We start from the raw sequence: 16,135 nt of genomic DNA on the forward strand, positions 1-16,135 counted from the left end.
GCGGGCGGCTCCGGTCCCATTGTGACCACCCCGGGGGCGGGTGTCCCGGATCCGGCCGCCGGTCTCAGCCCCGGAGCTGTGCCTGACGGTCCACGAACTCCTTCAGCCAGGGCAGGAGTTCGTCGGCGAGGTCGGGGCGGCGGCAGGCGAACTCGACCACGGTACGGATGTACTCGGCCTTGTTCCCGGTGTCGTAGCGGTTGCCGCGCAGCAGCACCCCGCGCACCCCTCCGCCGTCCTCCGGACTGGTACCGGCCAGCTCCTTCAGGGCGTCGGTCAACTGGATCTCACCGCCGCGCCCGGGCGGGGTGGTGTGCAGGATCGGGAAGACCGACGGGTCGCACACGTAGCGACCGATGATCGCCCAACGGCTCGGCGCGTGCTCGGGAGAGGGCTTCTCGACCAGGTCGGTGACGGTGACGACGTCGTCCTCGCCGGTGGCCTCCACCGCCGCGCAGCCGTAGAGGGAGACCTGTTCGGGTTCCACCTCCATGAGCGCCACGACGCTGCCGCCGTGCCTCTCCCGGACCTCGATCATCCGGCGGAGCAGGTCCGCGGACTCGATGAGGTCGTCGCCGAGGAGGACCGCGAAGGGGTTGTCGCCGACGTGCGCCTCGGCGCACAGCACCGCGTGTCCCAGTCCCCGGGGCTCACCCTGGCGGACGTAGTGGACCTGGGCGAGCTCGCTGGACTCTCGGACCGACCTGAGCTTGCCCTCCTCGCCCTTGGCCGCGAGCGCCTCCTCCAGCTCGTACGCCCGGTCGAAGTGGTCCTCGATGGAGCGTTTGCTGCGCCCGGTGATCATCAGGACGTCGCGGAGCCCGGACGCGACGGCCTCCTCCACCACGTACTGGATCGCGGGCTTGTCCACGATCGGCAGCATCTCCTTCGGCGTGGCCTTGGTCGCGGGTAGGAATCGGGTGCCCAGACCCGCCGCGGGCACGACCGCCTTGGTGACGGGGGCGGAGTGGTTACGGGGTCGCGTCTGGTCGGTGTCTGCGCTCATGAACGGCACTTTAGGACAGACGAAGCGGCTTACGTGGACGAACGCGGTCCGATGGCCGAGAAGTCCCCGTCGTTTCGGGTGAAGGCGTGCAAAACGCAACCGGGCGTTCACCCCCTCGGGGCAGGGCCGCGCCCCTTCGGAGCGGACCGGACCGGGTGCCACACTGGGCCCATGAGTGCCCCGAACGGTCGGAGCCGACCGGACAAGCGCGAGCTGCGCGCGCGCCTGCTCACCGCACGGCGGGCCAGGGGCGCGCCCGAGCGGGAGCGGGCGGGCTCGGCGGTCCGCGAAACCCTCCTGGAACTGCCCTGGCTGGCCCAAGGCGCGACCGTGGCCTGCTACTACTCCGTCGGCGGCGAACCCGACACACGCGCCCTGGTGCACGCGCTGTGGAAACGCGGCACCCACGTCATCCTCCCCGTCTTCCTCCCCGACGGCTCCCTGGACTGGGCGGTCTTCGACGGTCCCGACAGCCTCGCACCGGCCGGGCGGGGCCTGGTCGAACCCGTCGGGCACCGCCACGGGCCGCGGGCGCTGGAACACGCCGACGCGGTGGTCTGCCCGGCGCTGGCCGTGGACCGGCAGGGGAACCGGATGGGGCGCGGCGCGGGCTGCTACGACCGGGCCCTGGCCCACAAGGGCCCGCGCACCCCGGCGATCGCGGTGGTCCACGACGAGGAGTTCGTCGGAGAGCTGCCCACGGAGCCGCACGACCGCCCCGTGGACGCGGTGGTGACCCCGAGCGGCGGGCTGCACGTGTTCGGGCCCGGCGCGGCGGTCTGGTCCGGCGGGTGAGCCGGTGCCGACGGGGCCGGAGCGGGGATTAAGCCGACCGCCTGCAGCGTTGTTGCTGGCGGTCGTGTCCCGAAGAGGCCCGCGACCCCACACCCCGACCGGTACGCCCGCCCCGGCCGCCCCTCCCGGGCGCCGGGCCCGCCGTGCGGTCGGCCTCCCGGAGCACCGGGGTCGGCGCGGAACGGGTGAGGGGCTGTCGCGCCCGTGTTCGGCGAACGCGTACTATTTAGCAGTCAACGGGTGTGAGTGCCAGCAAGGAGGACCCGGAACAGTGCCTACGTACCAGTACGCGTGCACCGAGTGTGACGCCCAGATGGAGGTCGTGCAGAGCTTCAGCGACGATTCGCTGACGGTCTGCCCCGAGTGCGAGGGACGCCTGCGCAAGGTGTACTCCGCGGTCGGCATCGTCTTCAAGGGTTCGGGCTTCTACCGCACCGACAGCGGGAAGAGCACGACGAACAGCTCTGCCATGACCGGCTCCAACTCCGCCGAAGGCGGCGCGGAGGGCAAGGGCGGCACCGAGGGCAAGGACGGCGGCTCCACCGACTCCGCCAAGTCCGCCTCGGACTCCGGCTCCAGCACCCCCGCGGCCTCCACCACCGGTGGCAGCGACAGTTCCAGCAGCAAGAGCACCAGCGGCAGCACCGCCGCGACCAGCAGCTGAGCCACCGCACCGTTGACCGCGGACGCGCCGCCGAGACCCCTCGGCGGCGCTTTTTGCCGCCTCCGCCCGACAGCGGACCGCGAGACCGGTCCGCACAGCGTTCGGGGGACGGCCCCGGCACGGTTCCGGGTCCACCGGAGAATTCACCCTGTGGACAACCGGCCGGAGCGCCCCGGCCCGGCCTAGCGTTACGGGCATGGCCCACACCCCGCCCCTCTACCGGCACCGGCGCGGCCTGGCCCGCCTGCTCGACCGGTACCGGCGCGCCGCCGCCGCGGCGCTGACCGCCCTGGCCGCGATCAGTGCCGTCCTCGTCCTACGGCCTCCCCCCGAACCGAGCACCGACGTCCTCGTCGCCGCACGGGACCTCGACGCCACCGCGCACCTGGCAGAGGGGGACCTCACCGTCCGCTCCCTCCCGGACCGCTCCGTCCCGGACGGGGCTCTGGCAGCGGAGGAGCCGCCCACCGGGCTCGCGCCGAACGCACCGCTACGGCGGGGCGAGGTACTCACCGACGCACGCCTGAGCGATCCCCCTGCCCGCCCCTACGGACCCGGTCTGGTGGCGGTCCCGGTCCGGGTGGCCGACCCGGGCGCGGTCGGCCTGCTCTCCCCCGGCAGCCGGGTGGACGTGCTGGCCGCCTCGGGCCACGACGGGTCGGGTGGCCCGCCCTCCCGGGCTGGTCCGGCGGTCGAGGTGGTCGGGAACCGTCCCGTGCTCGCGGTGCCCTCCGAGGGCGACGGGGGCGGGGAACGGGGAGCGCTGATCCTCATCGCCGCCACGCCGGAGGAGGCGAGGGCACTGGCCGGCCACGCAGCCGGTTCACGACTGTCAGTCACCATCTGCGGTTGACCGATCACCAAAGGTGGTGAAAGCTGTCGGGGCGCCCGACCGGGCGCGTCAGAAACCACGAACACGTAGGGCAGTTCCATGGAAGGCTTCAAGAAGTTCCTGCTCCAGGGCAACCTGGTGCAGTTGGCCGTCGCGGTCGTCATCGGCGCCGCCTTCGCCACCCTCATCTCCGCGTTCACCGAGGGGTTCGTCACCCCGCTCCTCGGCGTCTTCGGCGGCGTCCCCACCTTCGCGAACCTCTACTTCGAGATCAACGGCAGCCAGTTCCTGTACGGCGCCTTCGTGGACGCCCTGATCTCGTTCCTGATCACCGCCGCGATCCTCTACTTCTTCGTGGTCATGCCCATGGGCAAGCTGATGCTGAGGTTCGCCAAGGCGGAGGAGGCCGTCACCCGCCCGTGCCCCCACTGCTGCACCGAGATCAACAGGAAGGCCACCAGGTGCGCCCACTGCACCAGTGAGGTCGCCCCGGAGGTCGCGGTCTAGGGAGCAGGGCCGGGAGTCCGGCCCCGCACGCGCGAGGGCGGCCCCGCGGGGCCGCCCTGACGGTTCGGCCGACGGTACCGTCGGCCCGGGACGCTTCCGGTGAACGCGCCCTAACCCTCGTACTCCCAGTGCCAGGGCTCGAACGGGCTGGACTTCGCCCAGGCGGGGTGGACCCAGTTGTACTTGGCGCCGTTGGTCTCCATCCAGTTCCACCGTTCCGAGCGGAAGTTCTGGATACCGCAGCCGAGGTCGATCGCCTGGCCCAGACCGTGGTTACTGGTCCCGGGGACCGCCGCGAACCCGGGCGGCTGCTCGGCGTAGACGCGGTGCTGGTTCGGCAGGTCACGGTAGGCACTGGTGATGCAGATGTTCTCGCCGAACTCCTCGACGTACTCCACGTTCAACTGGAGGAAGTCGACGGCGGCGTCGGCCCTGAGGAACTTGTCGTCGTAGAGCGAGCAGAGGGCGTCCTGCGGCAGCAGCCCGTTGGGGTAGCCGTCCGCGTTGGAGGCGGCGCTCGGGTCGCAGTCGGCAGCCGCCATGTAGGCCTCGGGGTCCAGCCCCCGCTCCTCCAACTCCTCGGTGAGCTCGTTCATGCTCGCCTCGGACTGCTCGCGCAGCGCGGTCACCTCGGCGGCGAGTTCGGCCTGTTCGAGCTGGGTGAAGGTCTGGAGCTCCTGTGCCTCACCGGCCAGCCCCACCTGTTCCTCACGCAGGTCGGTGGCCTCCTGGATGAGCGCCTGGTTGTCCTCGGACAGCTTGGCCGCGTAGGCCTGCGTCTGGAGGTCGTCGTCCAGCTCCCCCGCAGCCAGGGTGCCGAGGACGCCCGCGTCCGGCCGCTGGTACATGCTGCTGGCCAACTGGGCGAGCGGTTCGCGCATGTCGCTGAGGTCGCCCTCGATCTGCTGGAGGTCGTGGAGGGTCGAGATCAACTCCTCCTGCGCCTCCTCCAGGGCGTTCTCACGCTCGACGTACTCGTCGGTCGCCTCCTCCAGGGCTTCGGCGGAGTTCTCCGCGTTCTCACGGAGCTCGTCCAGGCTCGCCTCGGCCGACGCCGGGGCGATCGCCGCGTCGGACCAGGGAACGACGAGCAGGGAGGTGGCCAACACGAGTGTCAGCGCCTGCGCGATCCGGACCCGGTGGCGCGCCCCCAGAACGGTCAGCACCCCGCTACCCGGTGCGCGGGACCTCCGCCGCGCCGAATCAGAAGTGAACGGCACGAATGATCCTCCGGCTGCATTTTCCTCGAACACCTACTCGTGGCCGCAAGGCAACGTACTACATGTCCACATGCGGACACACTGGACGATACGGCCCGACGGCCGCACCTGAGGACGGTTGGCTCCCGCTCCTGTGACTCTCTCGCCCGATATCCGGCGGAAAACCTGGTCATCGGGGTCCTGATGACAGTCGCACCCATTCGCCAACAGTGACCCAGGCACGCAAGCAGCCATAATCGCGACACGCGACATGAACAACATCACACCGTTGCCAGGACAACCAATCGTAGGTCAGCGTACTCCGCCACGCACGCGGGGGCTTCGCTGGCAGGGGGGCAACGCCAATCCGAACCCCATGCATCCCCATCCTGGGTTAGGGTGGGCCCTGCAACCGGGTAACATCCGGTTCTGGCTGCACCCACGGCTCCGTAGCTCAGGGGATAGAGCACTGCTCTCCTAAAGCAGGTGTCGCAGGTTCGAATCCTGCCGGGGCCGCGCCTGAACGTCGGGGTGCCCTCTCCGCGGAGAGGGCACCCCGACGTCCTTTCACGGGTCAGAATTCCCCCTCGTTTCGGTCAAGTCGCCGCGGTTGCCCGCGCGCCGCTCCCCAGCCCCTCGCCGCAGGTGCTCTCCCCCGGCGAACCGCCCCCGCCACCCGACCGCCGTGCCGGTGTCCACAGAACGGTTCCGGGGCGGATTCTGACGGAGTTCGCCCGTCGCTCGTGTCGGGACCGGCTTCGGGCGCCCTCTGCGTCGATCATGGGAACCAGGCTGACCAGGGGGGAGATGACGTGACCGACGGAAAGGCGACCGGAGGAGAGGGACCGGTGCGTAGGCCGGGCCGGGAAACGGCACGGGAGCCGGAGCAGGAACCGGCGCGGACCGCCAGGGCCCGGCAGCGGGGCGGCTCGCCCTCGGCGATCTCGGGGGCGCTCAAGAAGGACCCTCAGCCCGGGCCGCAGCACTGGGGCGGGCCCCGGCCGCGCAGAGCCGAGCCCGACGTGTTCTTCCCGCGGAAGTTCCCACGCCTGTCCCCGAACGACATCTAGCCGCCCGGCCCGAGGAGGGCACGGGGCCGACGGGCCCGCGGGAGCCGGCGGGTCTACAGGAAACCGCGCCAGGGCGCCAGGACGATCTCGCTGAACTTGGCCGCGAACGGGCGCCCGCGCCACTCCTCCTCGGTGAGTTCGCGGGCGTTGGTGAGGTCGGTCTCGAAGACTGTCTCCAGGTGCTTGGCCACGCCCTCGTCGAAGATCTCCACGTTGATCTCGTAGTTCCCGGTGAGGCTGAGCCGGTCCACGTTAGCGGTGCCGATCGTGCTCCACCTGCCGTCCACCGTCGCGGTCTTGGCGTGCACCATCGCGTCCTGGTACAGCCACAGCCGCACCCCGCCCCTGAGCAGCTCCGAGTACCTGCCGCGCGCCATCCAGTCGGCGACGACGTGGTTGGAGTTCTCCGGTACGAGCACGTTGACGTCCACACCGCGCCGGGCCGCCTCGATGAGGACGTTGGCGAGCTCCCGGTCTGGGATGAAGTAGGCCTGGGTGAAGATCACCCGGTCCCTGGCGCGGTCCACAGCTTCCAGGAACATCGCCCGGATCGGGTAGATCAGCAGCTCGGGGACGTTGCGGTGGACCCGGATGCGCGAGTCCCACTCCGCCGTGCCGAAGCTGTCCAGGGCGGGCTGGTCCGCGTGCCGGTTGGCGTTCCAGAAGTCCGCGAAGGCGTTCTCCAGCTCCCACACCGCGGGGCCGACGAGCCGCAGGTGGGTGTCACGCCACTCGATGGCGTAGGTGGAGCCCACGTTGAACCCGCCGACGAAACCGATCCGGCCGTCCACGGAGAGGATCTTGCGGTGGTCCCGGCCGGACTTGCGCACGTTCAGCAGCAGCACCCCCGGGCGGAACGCCGGGTAGCGCAGGACCCGCACCGGGGGCGGGAACCGGAAGAAGGAACGCGGGACGACGAGGTTGGCGAAACCGTCGTAGACGACGTACACCTCGACGCCCCGTTCGGCCGCCTCGATCAGCGCCGCCTTGAACTCCCGGCCCACCGCGTCGGACTTGACGATGTAGGACTCGAACAGGATCCGGCGGCGGGCCCCGCGGATCGCGTCGAGCATGTCCTCGAAGAGGTTCTCCCCGTAGGTGTAGACCGTGGCGGTGGTCTCGCCGACCGGGATCGAGGCCGGTTCGGTGCGGGGGAAGTTGACCCGGTGCGGGCGCACCCTCTTGCGCCAGTGGTCGACCCCCACGAGGACCGCCACCACCGCCACCTGGGTGGCCAACAGTCCCAGCAGCCCCCGTTTGGCCCAGGTAGTGACGGTCGAACGTCTCAACATGCGGTCGCCTCCGGAACAGGAAGTCCGCTACGGCCCCGTGCGTAGCGGCCACCCCGGCACAAGGTGGAGCTCCACCGTAACCCGGCACGCGTCCCGGTACCGGGCACGAACCGCTCAGTCCCGCGCACGTCGCCGCAGCACCAGCAGTTCGGTCGTGGGGCTCTCCCTTCGGCCCTGGACCAGCCGCCGGTCCACCCGGTAGAGGAGGGCCCCGGCGAGCCATCCCGTCGGGGCGGTGACCGTGGCCGCGCGCAGCAGGCCTCCCCACACCTTGCGCCACGGCAGGGAGGCGTCGACCTGGGCGTTCATCAGCACCAGCATGGGAACCCTGCGCACGATGTCGAACCCGGCCTTGTCCGCCAGCGCCGAGATCGTCTCCAGCGTCCGGTTGACCTGGTGTTCGCCGCGCTGCTCGGGGCGTTGGAGGCAGTTCTCGGAGATGACGAGGGTGCCCCCCGGACGCACCACCCGGCCGAGGTTGCGCAGGGCCGCGGCGTAGCGGTCGTCGTCGGTGATGTGGAAGAGCACGTCCATGCAGGAGGCGGCGTCGAAGCCGGCGTCCTCGAAGGCGTCCAGCTCGGACACGTCCTGACGGACGAAGCGGTGGGTCGGGAAGCGCCCGCGGAGCCGTTCGACGGCGGCGTCGGTCATGTCGCAGCCGGTGACGTCCCCGGCGCCCAGGCGGTCCCACTGGCGTACGTAGAAACCGGTACCGCTGCCCGCGTCGAGCACGCTGGCCCCGTCCAGCCCCAGCCGTCCGACCTCGCGCAGGAAGACCTCCTCGCGCACCCGGTACATCCAGCTGTTGAAGGGCCGCCCCAGGGCCCGGTAGCCGACACCGCTCTCGGTCCAGTCGTCTTCGAGCCGGTGTTCCCAGAAGTCACGGAGTTCACTGTGGGTAGCCATGAAACCACTTTCACACCGGCCGCCCCCGTTGTCCTGCCGCACCGCCGACCCGCCCGGTTTCCCGTCGGCCAACGCTCCGAGCCCGCCGCCGGACCCCGCCGCCCTCCCGCTTCGTCCCGCCCTGACCCGCTCACCCCCTCCGGCGGGCGACCACGTGTTCCACGAACCCGAGCATGGTCCGGCCGTGCTCCCGGACCTCGAACCCCGCCTCCGCCGCGACGGCCCTCGGCAGGCGGCGCGGCCGTTCCCTGCGCGCCTCCCTCAACCGGAAGGGCCAGCGGGTGTACTCGATGTGGTCGATCAGCAGCAGGAGCCCTCCGGGCCGGAGCACACGGCGCATCTCGGCGAGCGCCCGCCGCTGGTCGGGGATCTCGCACAGCGCCATGGTGCAGACCACGGTGTCGAAGGACCCGTCGCCGAAGGCGAGGTCATGGGCGTCGCCCTCGGCCAGCTCCGCCCGCGACCCGAGCCCGGCCGCACGGGCCCTGGCCCTGGCGAGCATGCCGGGGCTCAGGTCGACACCGGTGATCTCCACACCGGGCGGGTAGTACCCCAGGTTCTGGCCGGTGCCGACGGCCACCTCCAGGACCCTCCCCTCGGCCCGGCCGCACAGCCGGGAGCGGGCGCCGCCGACCACGAACCGCTGGAACGACTCACCCCGGTCGTAACCGCCGGACATCCGGTCGTACCTCCTGCGCACCTGTTCGGTTCTCTCGTCCACGATGGCCTCCTCGAGTCGTCCCTTGACAGGAGCCCCAGTCTGGAAGTTCATGTGGACATGAAGTCAAGCAACGGGAGCCGACCGGTCGACGGGCGCTCCGGCGGGGAACTGACCATCGGCGAGCTGGCCCGGTCCTTCGGGCTGGCCACACACGTTCTGCGGCACTGGGAGTCGGTGGGTGTGCTCGAACCTGCCCGGCGCACGGGCGGACAGCGGCGTTACACGGACGAGCAGCGGTGCCAGGTCGAGCTGATCCTGCGGGCGCAACGGGCGGGGATGAGCCTGGCGCGTATCCGCGAGGCACTCAACGCCCCGGACCAGCAGACCCTGCGGTCCCTGCTCGGCGCCCACCTTGCGGAGTTGGCCCAGCGCATGGAGCAGCTGCGCGAGGCCATGGAGATGTTGGAGCACGGCATGGTCTGCCGGCACCCGAACCTTCTGGAGTGCCCGGGAGCACGGGGGATCCTGGAGGACACCGCCGCCGTGGGCACGGTGGAGACTTCGGGGACCGGCGGGGAGTAGGGCGGGGCGGTGCGTTCCGCGTCCTGTCCCCAGCCACTGCTAGACATGTCGCGCACCCGCCCGCCGGACAGAAGAAGAGAGCCATGATCCGAGAACACCTCACCGAGTACGCCGGGCTCCCCGTGGTCGAGTTCCTGGACGCGGGCGCGGAGGAGAACCTCCTCCGGATGGCCGCCTACAGGGCGCGCAGGGCGGGGGAGGAGCCCCCGGCCTCGACCCCGCACCGAGGCCGCATGGAGGAGGCCGCGAAGGAGCCGGACTCGGTGGCGTGGCGGCTGCGGCTCAGCAGTTACAGGGAGGAGTTCGTCTCCTACCTGGCCAGGTTCGTCGAGGAGGTGGACACCACCCGGGTGACGGCCCTGGTGATCGGCGACTGGGGGTTCAGTGACGGCAGCGACCTCTCCTCGCGCGGCCTCCGGGACGCTCTGATCGGGCACGCCGAGGCCTTCCCTGCGCTGCGCTCACTGTTCGTCGGTGACGTCACCTTCGAGGAGAACGAGATCTCCTGGATCCAGCAGTGCGACCTCGCCCCCCTCCTGGCCGCCTACCCCCGCCTGGAGGAGCTGACCGTACGCGGGGTCGGTGAGACCTACCAGGGCGCCAGCACGCTCTCCCTGCACGTTCCCGAACACCGTGCCCTGCGTTCGCTCACCCTCCAGAGCGGCGGCCTGCCCGGCCGGGTGGTCCGCGAGGTGCTCTCGTCCGGGCTGCCCGCGCTGGAACGCCTGGAGCTGTGGCTGGGCGTGGAGGACTACGGCGGCGACGCCACCCCCGAGGACCTCGCGCCCCTGCTGTCCGGGAAGGCCTTCCCCGAGCTCCGCCACCTGGGCCTGCGCAACTCCCAGCGCACCGGTGTGTGGGTGCGGGCCCTGGCCGGGGCCCCGGTCACCGCCCGCCTGTCCTCCCTGGACCTGTCCCTGGGCTCCCTGCGCAACCGCGACGCCGAGCACCTGCTGGCCGCCGTGCCGGTGTTCGCGCACCTGGAGAGCCTGGACCTGCACCACCACTACCTGGGCGAGGAGAGCACCGAACGCGTGCGGGCCGCCCTCACCGGAGCGGGCGTCCGGGTCGACCTCTCCGACCGACAGGGGGACGGCGAGGACGACGGGGAGACCGAGGACCAGGAAGAGGACGACTACGACTACTACCCGGCCGTCGGCGAGTGAGCCCGGATCCGCCCCCGGCCCCTCCGCCCCCGCTCGACCGGCCGCTGGTCGTGGTGTGCGTGCCGGGCAACCGCCGTCCGGCGCTGTTCACCGAGGCCGCTCGGGCCGCGGGGCTCGCCGATCCGGTCGCGCTCCCCTGGCGCAACCTCGCGGATCCGGCCGCCGGACCGGTCACCCTGCCCGAGGGCGCCCTGGTCCGGGTGGACTCGGCGGGCGAGGACGCCGCCACCGCCCGTCTGCTTCGCGGCTGGTCCCACGACCCCGACCTCCACCGCGCCGAGGGCACCGCCGACCAGCACCGGGGGTTCGTCCGCGCCCTGGGACGCCTGTCCGAGGCGGTGGCGGCCACCCCCGGCGCACACCTGGTCCAGGACACCGGCGACCTGGCCGACCTGTGCGACAAACGCCGCTGCCACGCCCGGCTGGCCACGGCGGGGGTTCCGGTCGCCCCGGCCCTGCCCGGCCCGGTCACCGGCTACGACCCACTGCGCGCGACGATGGCCGAGCACCGCTGGTCGAGGGTGTTCGTCAAACCCGCGCACGGCTCCTCGGCCTCCGGGGTGGTCGCGCTGGCCACCGGCTCGGGCGGCCGGATCAGGGCGGTCACCTCGGCCGACCTCGTGCGGGACGGCGAGGGGCCGGTGGCGCTGTACAACTCCCTGCGCCTGCGCACCTACACCACCGGGGCCGAGGTGGCGGCGGTCGTGGACGCGCTCGCCCCCGACGGCCTGCACGTGGAGCGCTGGGTGCCCAAGGCGGGCTTCGCCGGACGCGTGGTGGACCTGCGCGTCCTGGTGGTCGCCGGGCGCGCCACCCACGTGGTGGTGCGCTCCTCCCGCTCCCCCATGACCAACCTGCACCTGGGCAACGCCCGGGGCGACCTGGCGGCCCTGCGGGAAAGCGTGGGTCCTCGGGTCTGGCGGGAGGCCATGGCCACGGCGGAGGCGGCCGCGGCGGTCTTCCCCGGCACCCTGCACGCCGGGGTGGACCTGATGGCCTCGCCCGGCTGGCGGCAGTTCACGGTCTGCGAGGTCAACGCGTTCGGCGACCTCCTGCCCGGGGTCCTGCACGAGGGCCGAAGCACCCACGCCGAACAACTGCACGCCCTCGCGACGGGTCGCTTCCCCGTGCCCCCGCCCGTCCCGTCCCGTCCCGCCTCCCGGCCGCTTCCGGTCCGCCCTCTCCCACGGAAACCCGATGAACACCGACACCACCAGCACCGCCAGACCCAGCGCTGACGCAGGTCTGACGCAGCCCGACATGAACACCGTGGTCGGCACGCACGACATCCTGCTGCTCACCCTGGACACCCTGCGCCACGACGTCGCGGTCGAGCTCGCCGGGGCCGGACGCACCCCGAACCTGGCCCGGCTGCTGCCCGAGGGCGGCTGGGAGGAGCGGCACTCCCCCGCGAGCTTCACCTACGCCTCCCATCTGGCCATGCTCGCCGGGTTCCTGCCCACCCCGGCCTCACCCGGCCCGCACCCGCGCCTGTTCGCCGCGTCCTTCCCCGGCAGTGTCTCCACCGCGCCCGGCACCTGGACGTTCGAGGCGCCCGACCTCGCCTCCGGCCTGGCCCGGGCGGGTTACCACACCGCCTGTGTGGGCGGTACGGGCTTCTTCAACCGCAGGTCGGAGCTGGGTTCGGTGCTGCCGGACCTGTTCGCCGAAAGCCACTGGGAGGAGTCCTTCGGCGTCGCCGACCCGCGCTCCTTCGAGAACCAGGTGGACCGCGCCGTCGAGGTGGCCGCCGCGACCCCCGCGGAACAACCCCTGTTCCTGCTGCTCAACGTGTCCGCCCTGCACCAGCCCAACTGGTTCCACCTGCCCGGCGCGACCAGGGAGGACGGGGACACCCGGGCCAGCCACGCGGCGGCCCTGGAGTACGTCGACCGCCACCTCCCCCCGTTGCTGTCCGCCGTGTCCGCCCGCCGTCCCTGCTTCGCGATCGTGTGCTCGGACCACGGCACCGCCTACGGCGAGGACGGCTACACCGGCCACCGGATCGGCCACGAGACCGTCTGGACCGTCCCCTACACCCACGCCGTCCTCCCCCGCGGGTACGGCGCCGAGCCCGCATCCGAGCAGCCCGAGAAGGAGGACGCATGAGCGTCATCCCGATGGCCGAACCCGTCCGTGCGGACTCCCCGTACCGCTCGTACGTGTACGCCTACCCGCACAAGAGCGCCTACCGCCCCTTCACCGAGCGGCCCGCCCTGGCCGACCTGTGGCGGGAGGAGGACGTCAGCTCGCTCTCGCTGTACGCGCACATCCCGTTCTGCGAGATGCGCTGCGGGTTCTGCAACCTCTTCACCCGCTCCACTCCCCCGGCGGAGCAGGTCACCGCCTACCTGAACGCCCTGGAGCGCCAGGCCGGGACGGTCGCCTCCGCCCTGCCCGCCGGCGCCTCGTTCGCCCGGGCCGCCCTGGGCGGGGGCACCCCCACCTACCTGACCGCCGAAGAGCTGGTGCGGGTCTACGACCTGATCGAACGCTCCTTCGGGGTGGACCTCACCACGATCCCGGTGTCGGTGGAGACCTCACCGGCCACCGCCACCCCGGACCGCCTTCAGGTGTTGGACGAACGCGGCGCGACCCGGATCAGTATGGGCGTGCAGAGCTTCGTCGACTCCGAGGCGCACGCCGCCGGACGCCCGCAGAAACGCGGGGAGGTGGACCGCGCGCTGGCCGACATCCGCGAGCACGCCCGGGCCGGCCTCAACGTGGACCTCATCTACGGCATCGAACGGCAGACCCCGAAGACCTGGGAGTACTCCCTGGACACCGCGCTGTCCTGGGAGCCGGAGGAGATCTACCTCTACCCGCTGTACGTGCGACCGCTCACCGGGCTGGGCCGCCGCGCCCGCGCCTGGGACGACCACCGGCTTGCGCTGTACCGCCAGGGCCGCGACCACCTGCGCGAACGCGGCTACGAGCAGGTGTCCATGCGCATGTTCCGGCGGGCCGACGCCCCCGACTCCGCAGGGCACGGCGCGGCGGCCGGGGCCCCGGACTACTGCTGCCAGACCGACGGCATGATCGGTCTGGGCTGCGGCGCCCGCTCCTACACCGCCTCGACCCACTACTCCTTCGACTACGCGGTGGGCGTGGGCAGGGTGCGGTCGATCATCTCCGACTACGTGGGGCGCGACGCGGCCGAGTTCGCACACGCCGAGGTCGGCTTCGCCCTGGACGGGGAGGAGCGCCGCCGGAGGCACGTGTTGCAGTCACTGCTGCGCGTGGAAGGGCTGGCGGTCGCCGACTACACGGCCCGGTTCGCCGCGCACCCGGTGTCGGACTTCCCCGTCGAGTTCGCGGCGCTGGCCGAACGCGGCTGGCTGGAGCCGGGAGACGGGATCGGGAAAGGTATCCAGGACGCCCAGGACGTCGGGGGCGCCGGGGCCTCCGCTTCCGGTAGTTCCGGGCTGCTCCGGCTCACCGAGGAGGGGCTGGCGCACTCGGACGCGATCGGCCCGGACTTCTTCTCCGCCCGGGTGAACCGGCTGATGGCCGAGTACGAGGCGGGGTGAGCCGCGTGAGCACCTGCGGTCCCGTCGATCTTCCCGATCCCGCGCTCGTGCGCCCCGCCACGGCGCGGGCCCTGCCCGCGCACCTCACCCTGCTGTACCGGGGGCCGCTGGCCAGCTGCGACTACGACTGTCCGTACTGCCCCTTCGCCAAGCGCCGGGACAGCCCGGAGACCCTGCGCGCGGACCGGGCCGCCCTGGAGCGGTTCACCGACTGGGTGGCCACCCGCGCCGAGGAGGCCCCCGGCACCCGGTTCTCGGTGCTGTTCACCCCGTGGGGCGAGGGGTTGACCCGTTCCTGGTACCGACGGGCGATGGTTCGGCTGAGCCGCCTGCCGCACGTGGAGCGGGTGGCGATCCAGACCAACCTGAGCGGGCGCACGGCCTGGCTCGCCGACTGCGACCGGGACTCGGTGGCCCTGTGGACCACCTACCACCCGGGTGAGGTCAGCCACGGGCGCTTCCTGGACAAGGCGCGCGAGCTCTCCGCGACGGGGATCCGGTTCAGCGTGGGGGTGGTGGGGCAGCCCGAGCACCTGGAGGCGGCGGTGCGGATGCGCGCCGACCTGCCCGAGGGGGTGTACCTGTGGGTGAACGCCGCCGAGGGGGCCACCTACACCGACGCCGAGGCGGCCTCCTGGCAGGAGATCGACCCGCACTTCCACTACAGCCGCCTGCCGCACCCCAGCCGCGGGCTGCCCTGTCGTACGGGTGAGAGTGTGCTGTCCGTGAACGGGGACGGCGACGTGCGCCGCTGCCACTTCGTGGACACCCCTCTGGGCAACCTCTACGACGGGTCCTTCGCGGACCGCCTGGGGCCGGCTCCGTGCCCGCTGACCAGTTGCGACTGCCACATCGGCTACGTGCACCTGGAGACCCTGGACCTGTACGACGTGTTCCGGGGCGGGGTGATCGAGCGGATCCCGGCCCGCACGGGCGGCTGGTGAACTCCCGCCGGCCCTCGCCCGCGAACCCCGAAAACCCATCGAAACCGTCGCCTCCGGACGACATAATCCATCCCATGGTCCTTCCCAGAGTCATCGCCACCGACCTTGACGGAACCCTGCTCGGCCGGAGCGGTGAGGTCTCCGACCGCAACCGCCGAGCCCTGACCGCCGCCGTGGAGGCCGGGATCAAGGTGGTCATCGTGACCGCCCGTCCGCCGCGCACCACCGAGGCCTTCGCCGACATGTTCGACTGCGCCGCCGTGGTCTGCGGCAACGGCGCCCACACCCGACTGCCGGGGGAGCCGTCGCCGCTGGTGCGGGCCATCGACCGCGACACCTCCGGAACGATCGTGGCCAAACTCCGGGGCGCCCTGCCCGAACTGGGCTTCGGCGTGGAGACCGGCGCGGGGTTCTACCACGACGCCGACTACCACCTGGAGCCATGGGTACCGCGTGATTGGGTGAGCGGGGTGCTGGACGACACCGACGCCCTGTTGGAGGCCGCGACCCCGGTCACCAAGCTCATCGCCCGTTCCAGCACACACCCGGTGCACCTGATGTACGAGGCGGCGGTGGCCTCGGTGGGGCCGCTCGCGGAGGCGACCTACTCGGGCCGCGCGGGGCTCGTGGAGCTGAGTGCCCCCGGTGTGAACAAGGGCAGCACGCTCGCGATGCTGTGCGAGCGCTGGGGCGTGTCCAGCGAGGAGGTCGTGGCCTTCGGTGACATGCCCAACGACCGGTCCGCCCTGACCTGGGCCGGTTCCGGGTACGCGATGTCCAGCGGGCACCCCGAGCTGCTCGACCCCGCACTGGGGTTGAAGGTGGCCCCCTCCAGTTTCGAGGACGGTGTGGGCCGCGTGGTGGAGGACCTGCTGGAGCGGGCCTGACCGTAGCTCGCCGTACTGGTAATCGTTGGCTGCGGCGGCGGTGCGGCGCCTAACGTGGCAGGGACCAGTAGTTCCCGAGTCTTCGAGGACCCCG

Annotated in this window: 17 protein-coding genes and 1 tRNA gene; 13 read left to right on the forward strand and 5 right to left on the reverse strand. The window is 71.8% G+C overall.

Annotation, left to right across the window (positions count from 1 at the left end; genetic code table 11):
• Nucleotides 1-64: 64 nt before the first annotated feature.
• On the reverse strand, nt 65-1,006 hold the full coding sequence (gene galU / locus IE195_RS07385; RefSeq protein WP_191268748.1) for a UTP--glucose-1-phosphate uridylyltransferase GalU: 942 nt from the start codon (nt 1,004-1,006) through the stop codon (nt 65-67).
• A gap of 171 nt (nt 1,007-1,177) precedes the next feature.
• Here galU and IE195_RS07390 point away from each other — a divergent pair, with 171 nt between their 5' ends.
• The 4 genes from IE195_RS07390 (at nt 1,178) to mscL (ending at nt 3,804) form a co-directional block, all read left to right on the forward strand.
• On the forward strand, nt 1,178-1,801 hold the full coding sequence (locus IE195_RS07390; protein ID WP_191268750.1) for a 5-formyltetrahydrofolate cyclo-ligase: 624 nt from the start codon (nt 1,178-1,180) through the stop codon (nt 1,799-1,801).
• 271 nt (nt 1,802-2,072) lie between these two features.
• Nucleotides 2,073-2,465: an FmdB family zinc ribbon protein gene (locus tag IE195_RS07395; RefSeq protein ID WP_191268752.1), complete on the forward strand. Its 393-nt coding sequence runs from the start codon at nt 2,073-2,075 to the stop codon at nt 2,463-2,465.
• A gap of 196 nt (nt 2,466-2,661) precedes the next feature.
• Nucleotides 2,662-3,318: an SAF domain-containing protein gene (locus IE195_RS07400; protein ID WP_191268754.1), complete on the forward strand. Its 657-nt coding sequence runs from the start codon at nt 2,662-2,664 to the stop codon at nt 3,316-3,318.
• 78 nt (nt 3,319-3,396) lie between these two features.
• Nucleotides 3,397-3,804 (forward strand): large conductance mechanosensitive channel protein MscL, encoded by a 408-nt coding sequence (gene mscL, locus IE195_RS07405; protein ID WP_191268757.1) that lies wholly within the window; start codon nt 3,397-3,399, stop codon nt 3,802-3,804.
• Between the two features lie 110 nt (nt 3,805-3,914).
• On the opposite strand, the gene IE195_RS07410 is transcribed toward mscL, so the two are convergent.
• On the reverse strand, nt 3,915-4,970 hold the full coding sequence (locus tag IE195_RS07410; protein ID WP_229826109.1) for a M15 family metallopeptidase: 1,056 nt from the start codon (nt 4,968-4,970) through the stop codon (nt 3,915-3,917).
• A 476-nt stretch (nt 4,971-5,446) separates the two neighbouring features.
• Here IE195_RS07410 and IE195_RS07415 point away from each other — a divergent pair.
• Both IE195_RS07415 and IE195_RS07420 read left to right on the forward strand, forming a co-directional pair.
• Nucleotides 5,447-5,519: transfer RNA gene (locus tag IE195_RS07415), tRNA-Arg, on the forward strand.
• A 296-nt stretch (nt 5,520-5,815) separates the two neighbouring features.
• Nucleotides 5,816-6,073 carry a hypothetical protein gene (locus tag IE195_RS07420; protein ID WP_191268761.1) on the forward strand — a complete coding sequence of 86 codons (258 nt, stop codon included), beginning with the start codon at nt 5,816-5,818 and terminating at the stop codon, nt 6,071-6,073.
• A 53-nt stretch (nt 6,074-6,126) separates the two neighbouring features.
• On the opposite strand, the gene IE195_RS07425 is transcribed toward IE195_RS07420, so the two are convergent.
• The 3 genes from IE195_RS07425 to IE195_RS07435 form a co-directional block, all read right to left on the reverse strand.
• The gene (locus IE195_RS07425) at nt 6,127-7,365 is read right to left on the reverse strand and encodes a phospholipase D-like domain-containing protein (RefSeq protein WP_191268763.1); all 1,239 of its coding nucleotides are present in this window, start codon (nt 7,363-7,365) and stop codon (nt 6,127-6,129) included.
• Between the two features lie 114 nt (nt 7,366-7,479).
• Nucleotides 7,480-8,271, reverse strand: a complete 792-nt coding sequence (locus tag IE195_RS07430; RefSeq protein ID WP_191268765.1) for a class I SAM-dependent methyltransferase — start codon at nt 8,269-8,271, stop codon at nt 7,480-7,482.
• A 130-nt stretch (nt 8,272-8,401) separates the two neighbouring features.
• A complete protein-coding gene (locus IE195_RS07435) occupies nt 8,402-8,992 on the reverse strand; it encodes a class I SAM-dependent methyltransferase (protein WP_191268767.1) in 591 nt (196 codons plus the stop codon).
• Between the two features lie 57 nt (nt 8,993-9,049).
• Between IE195_RS07435 and IE195_RS07440 the strand changes: the two genes are divergently transcribed.
• The 7 genes from IE195_RS07440 to IE195_RS07470 all read left to right on the forward strand — a co-directional run bounded on the left by IE195_RS07440 (nt 9,050) and on the right by IE195_RS07470 (nt 16,041).
• On the forward strand, nt 9,050-9,514 hold the full coding sequence (locus IE195_RS07440) for a helix-turn-helix domain-containing protein (protein WP_191268769.1): 465 nt from the start codon (nt 9,050-9,052) through the stop codon (nt 9,512-9,514).
• Nucleotides 9,515-9,597: 83 nt separating this feature from the next.
• Nucleotides 9,598-10,680: an STM4015 family protein gene (locus IE195_RS07445; RefSeq protein WP_191268771.1), complete on the forward strand. Its 1,083-nt coding sequence runs from the start codon at nt 9,598-9,600 to the stop codon at nt 10,678-10,680.
• Nucleotides 10,677-11,918, forward strand: coding sequence for an STM4014 family protein (locus IE195_RS07450; protein WP_191268773.1), 1,242 nt, complete (start codon nt 10,677-10,679; stop codon nt 11,916-11,918). The genes IE195_RS07445 and IE195_RS07450 overlap by 4 nt, the downstream gene beginning before the upstream one ends.
• Nucleotides 11,919-11,940: 22 nt before the next feature.
• Nucleotides 11,941-12,789 carry an STM4013/SEN3800 family hydrolase gene (locus IE195_RS07455; RefSeq protein ID WP_191269094.1) on the forward strand — a complete coding sequence of 283 codons (849 nt, stop codon included), beginning with the start codon at nt 11,941-11,943 and terminating at the stop codon, nt 12,787-12,789.
• The gene (locus tag IE195_RS07460; RefSeq protein WP_191268775.1) at nt 12,786-14,210 is read left to right on the forward strand and encodes an STM4012 family radical SAM protein; all 1,425 of its coding nucleotides are present in this window, start codon (nt 12,786-12,788) and stop codon (nt 14,208-14,210) included. Before IE195_RS07455 ends, IE195_RS07460 begins: the two co-directional genes overlap by 4 nt.
• Nucleotides 14,211-14,257: 47 nt before the next feature.
• Nucleotides 14,258-15,154, forward strand: coding sequence for an STM4011 family radical SAM protein (locus IE195_RS07465; protein ID WP_373295641.1), 897 nt, complete (start codon nt 14,258-14,260; stop codon nt 15,152-15,154).
• Between the two features lie 74 nt (nt 15,155-15,228).
• Entirely contained in the window at nt 15,229-16,041 is an 813-nt protein-coding gene (locus tag IE195_RS07470; RefSeq protein WP_191268779.1) for an HAD family hydrolase, read from the forward strand.
• Nucleotides 16,042-16,135: the final 94 nt, after the last annotated feature.

Origin of the sequence: Nocardiopsis terrae, assembly GCF_014651695.1 — a bacterium.
GTDB classification, from domain to species: Bacteria; Actinomycetota; Actinomycetes; order Streptosporangiales; family Streptosporangiaceae; genus Nocardiopsis; species Nocardiopsis terrae.

Excerpts from the sequence above, each read along its gene's own strand:
- IE195_RS07460 (WP_191268775.1), top strand. The coding sequence starts at position 12,786 with ATGAGCGTCATCCCGATGGCCGAACCCGTCCGTGCGGACTCCCCGTAC.
- IE195_RS07425 (WP_191268763.1), bottom strand. The coding sequence starts at position 7,365 with ATGTTGAGACGTTCGACCGTCACTACCTGGGCCAAACGGGGGCTGCTG.
- galU (WP_191268748.1), bottom strand. The coding sequence starts at position 1,006 with ATGAGCGCAGACACCGACCAGACGCGACCCCGTAACCACTCCGCCCCC.
- IE195_RS07430 (WP_191268765.1), bottom strand. The coding sequence starts at position 8,271 with ATGGCTACCCACAGTGAACTCCGTGACTTCTGGGAACACCGGCTCGAA.
- IE195_RS07470 (WP_191268779.1), top strand. The coding sequence starts at position 15,229 with ATGGTCCTTCCCAGAGTCATCGCCACCGACCTTGACGGAACCCTGCTC.
- mscL (WP_191268757.1), top strand. The coding sequence starts at position 3,397 with ATGGAAGGCTTCAAGAAGTTCCTGCTCCAGGGCAACCTGGTGCAGTTG.
- IE195_RS07455 (WP_191269094.1), top strand. The coding sequence starts at position 11,941 with ATGAACACCGTGGTCGGCACGCACGACATCCTGCTGCTCACCCTGGAC.
- IE195_RS07445 (WP_191268771.1), top strand. The coding sequence starts at position 9,598 with ATGATCCGAGAACACCTCACCGAGTACGCCGGGCTCCCCGTGGTCGAG.
- IE195_RS07400 (WP_191268754.1), top strand. The coding sequence starts at position 2,662 with ATGGCCCACACCCCGCCCCTCTACCGGCACCGGCGCGGCCTGGCCCGC.
- IE195_RS07440 (WP_191268769.1), top strand. The coding sequence starts at position 9,050 with ATGAAGTCAAGCAACGGGAGCCGACCGGTCGACGGGCGCTCCGGCGGG.
- IE195_RS07390 (WP_191268750.1), top strand. The coding sequence starts at position 1,178 with ATGAGTGCCCCGAACGGTCGGAGCCGACCGGACAAGCGCGAGCTGCGC.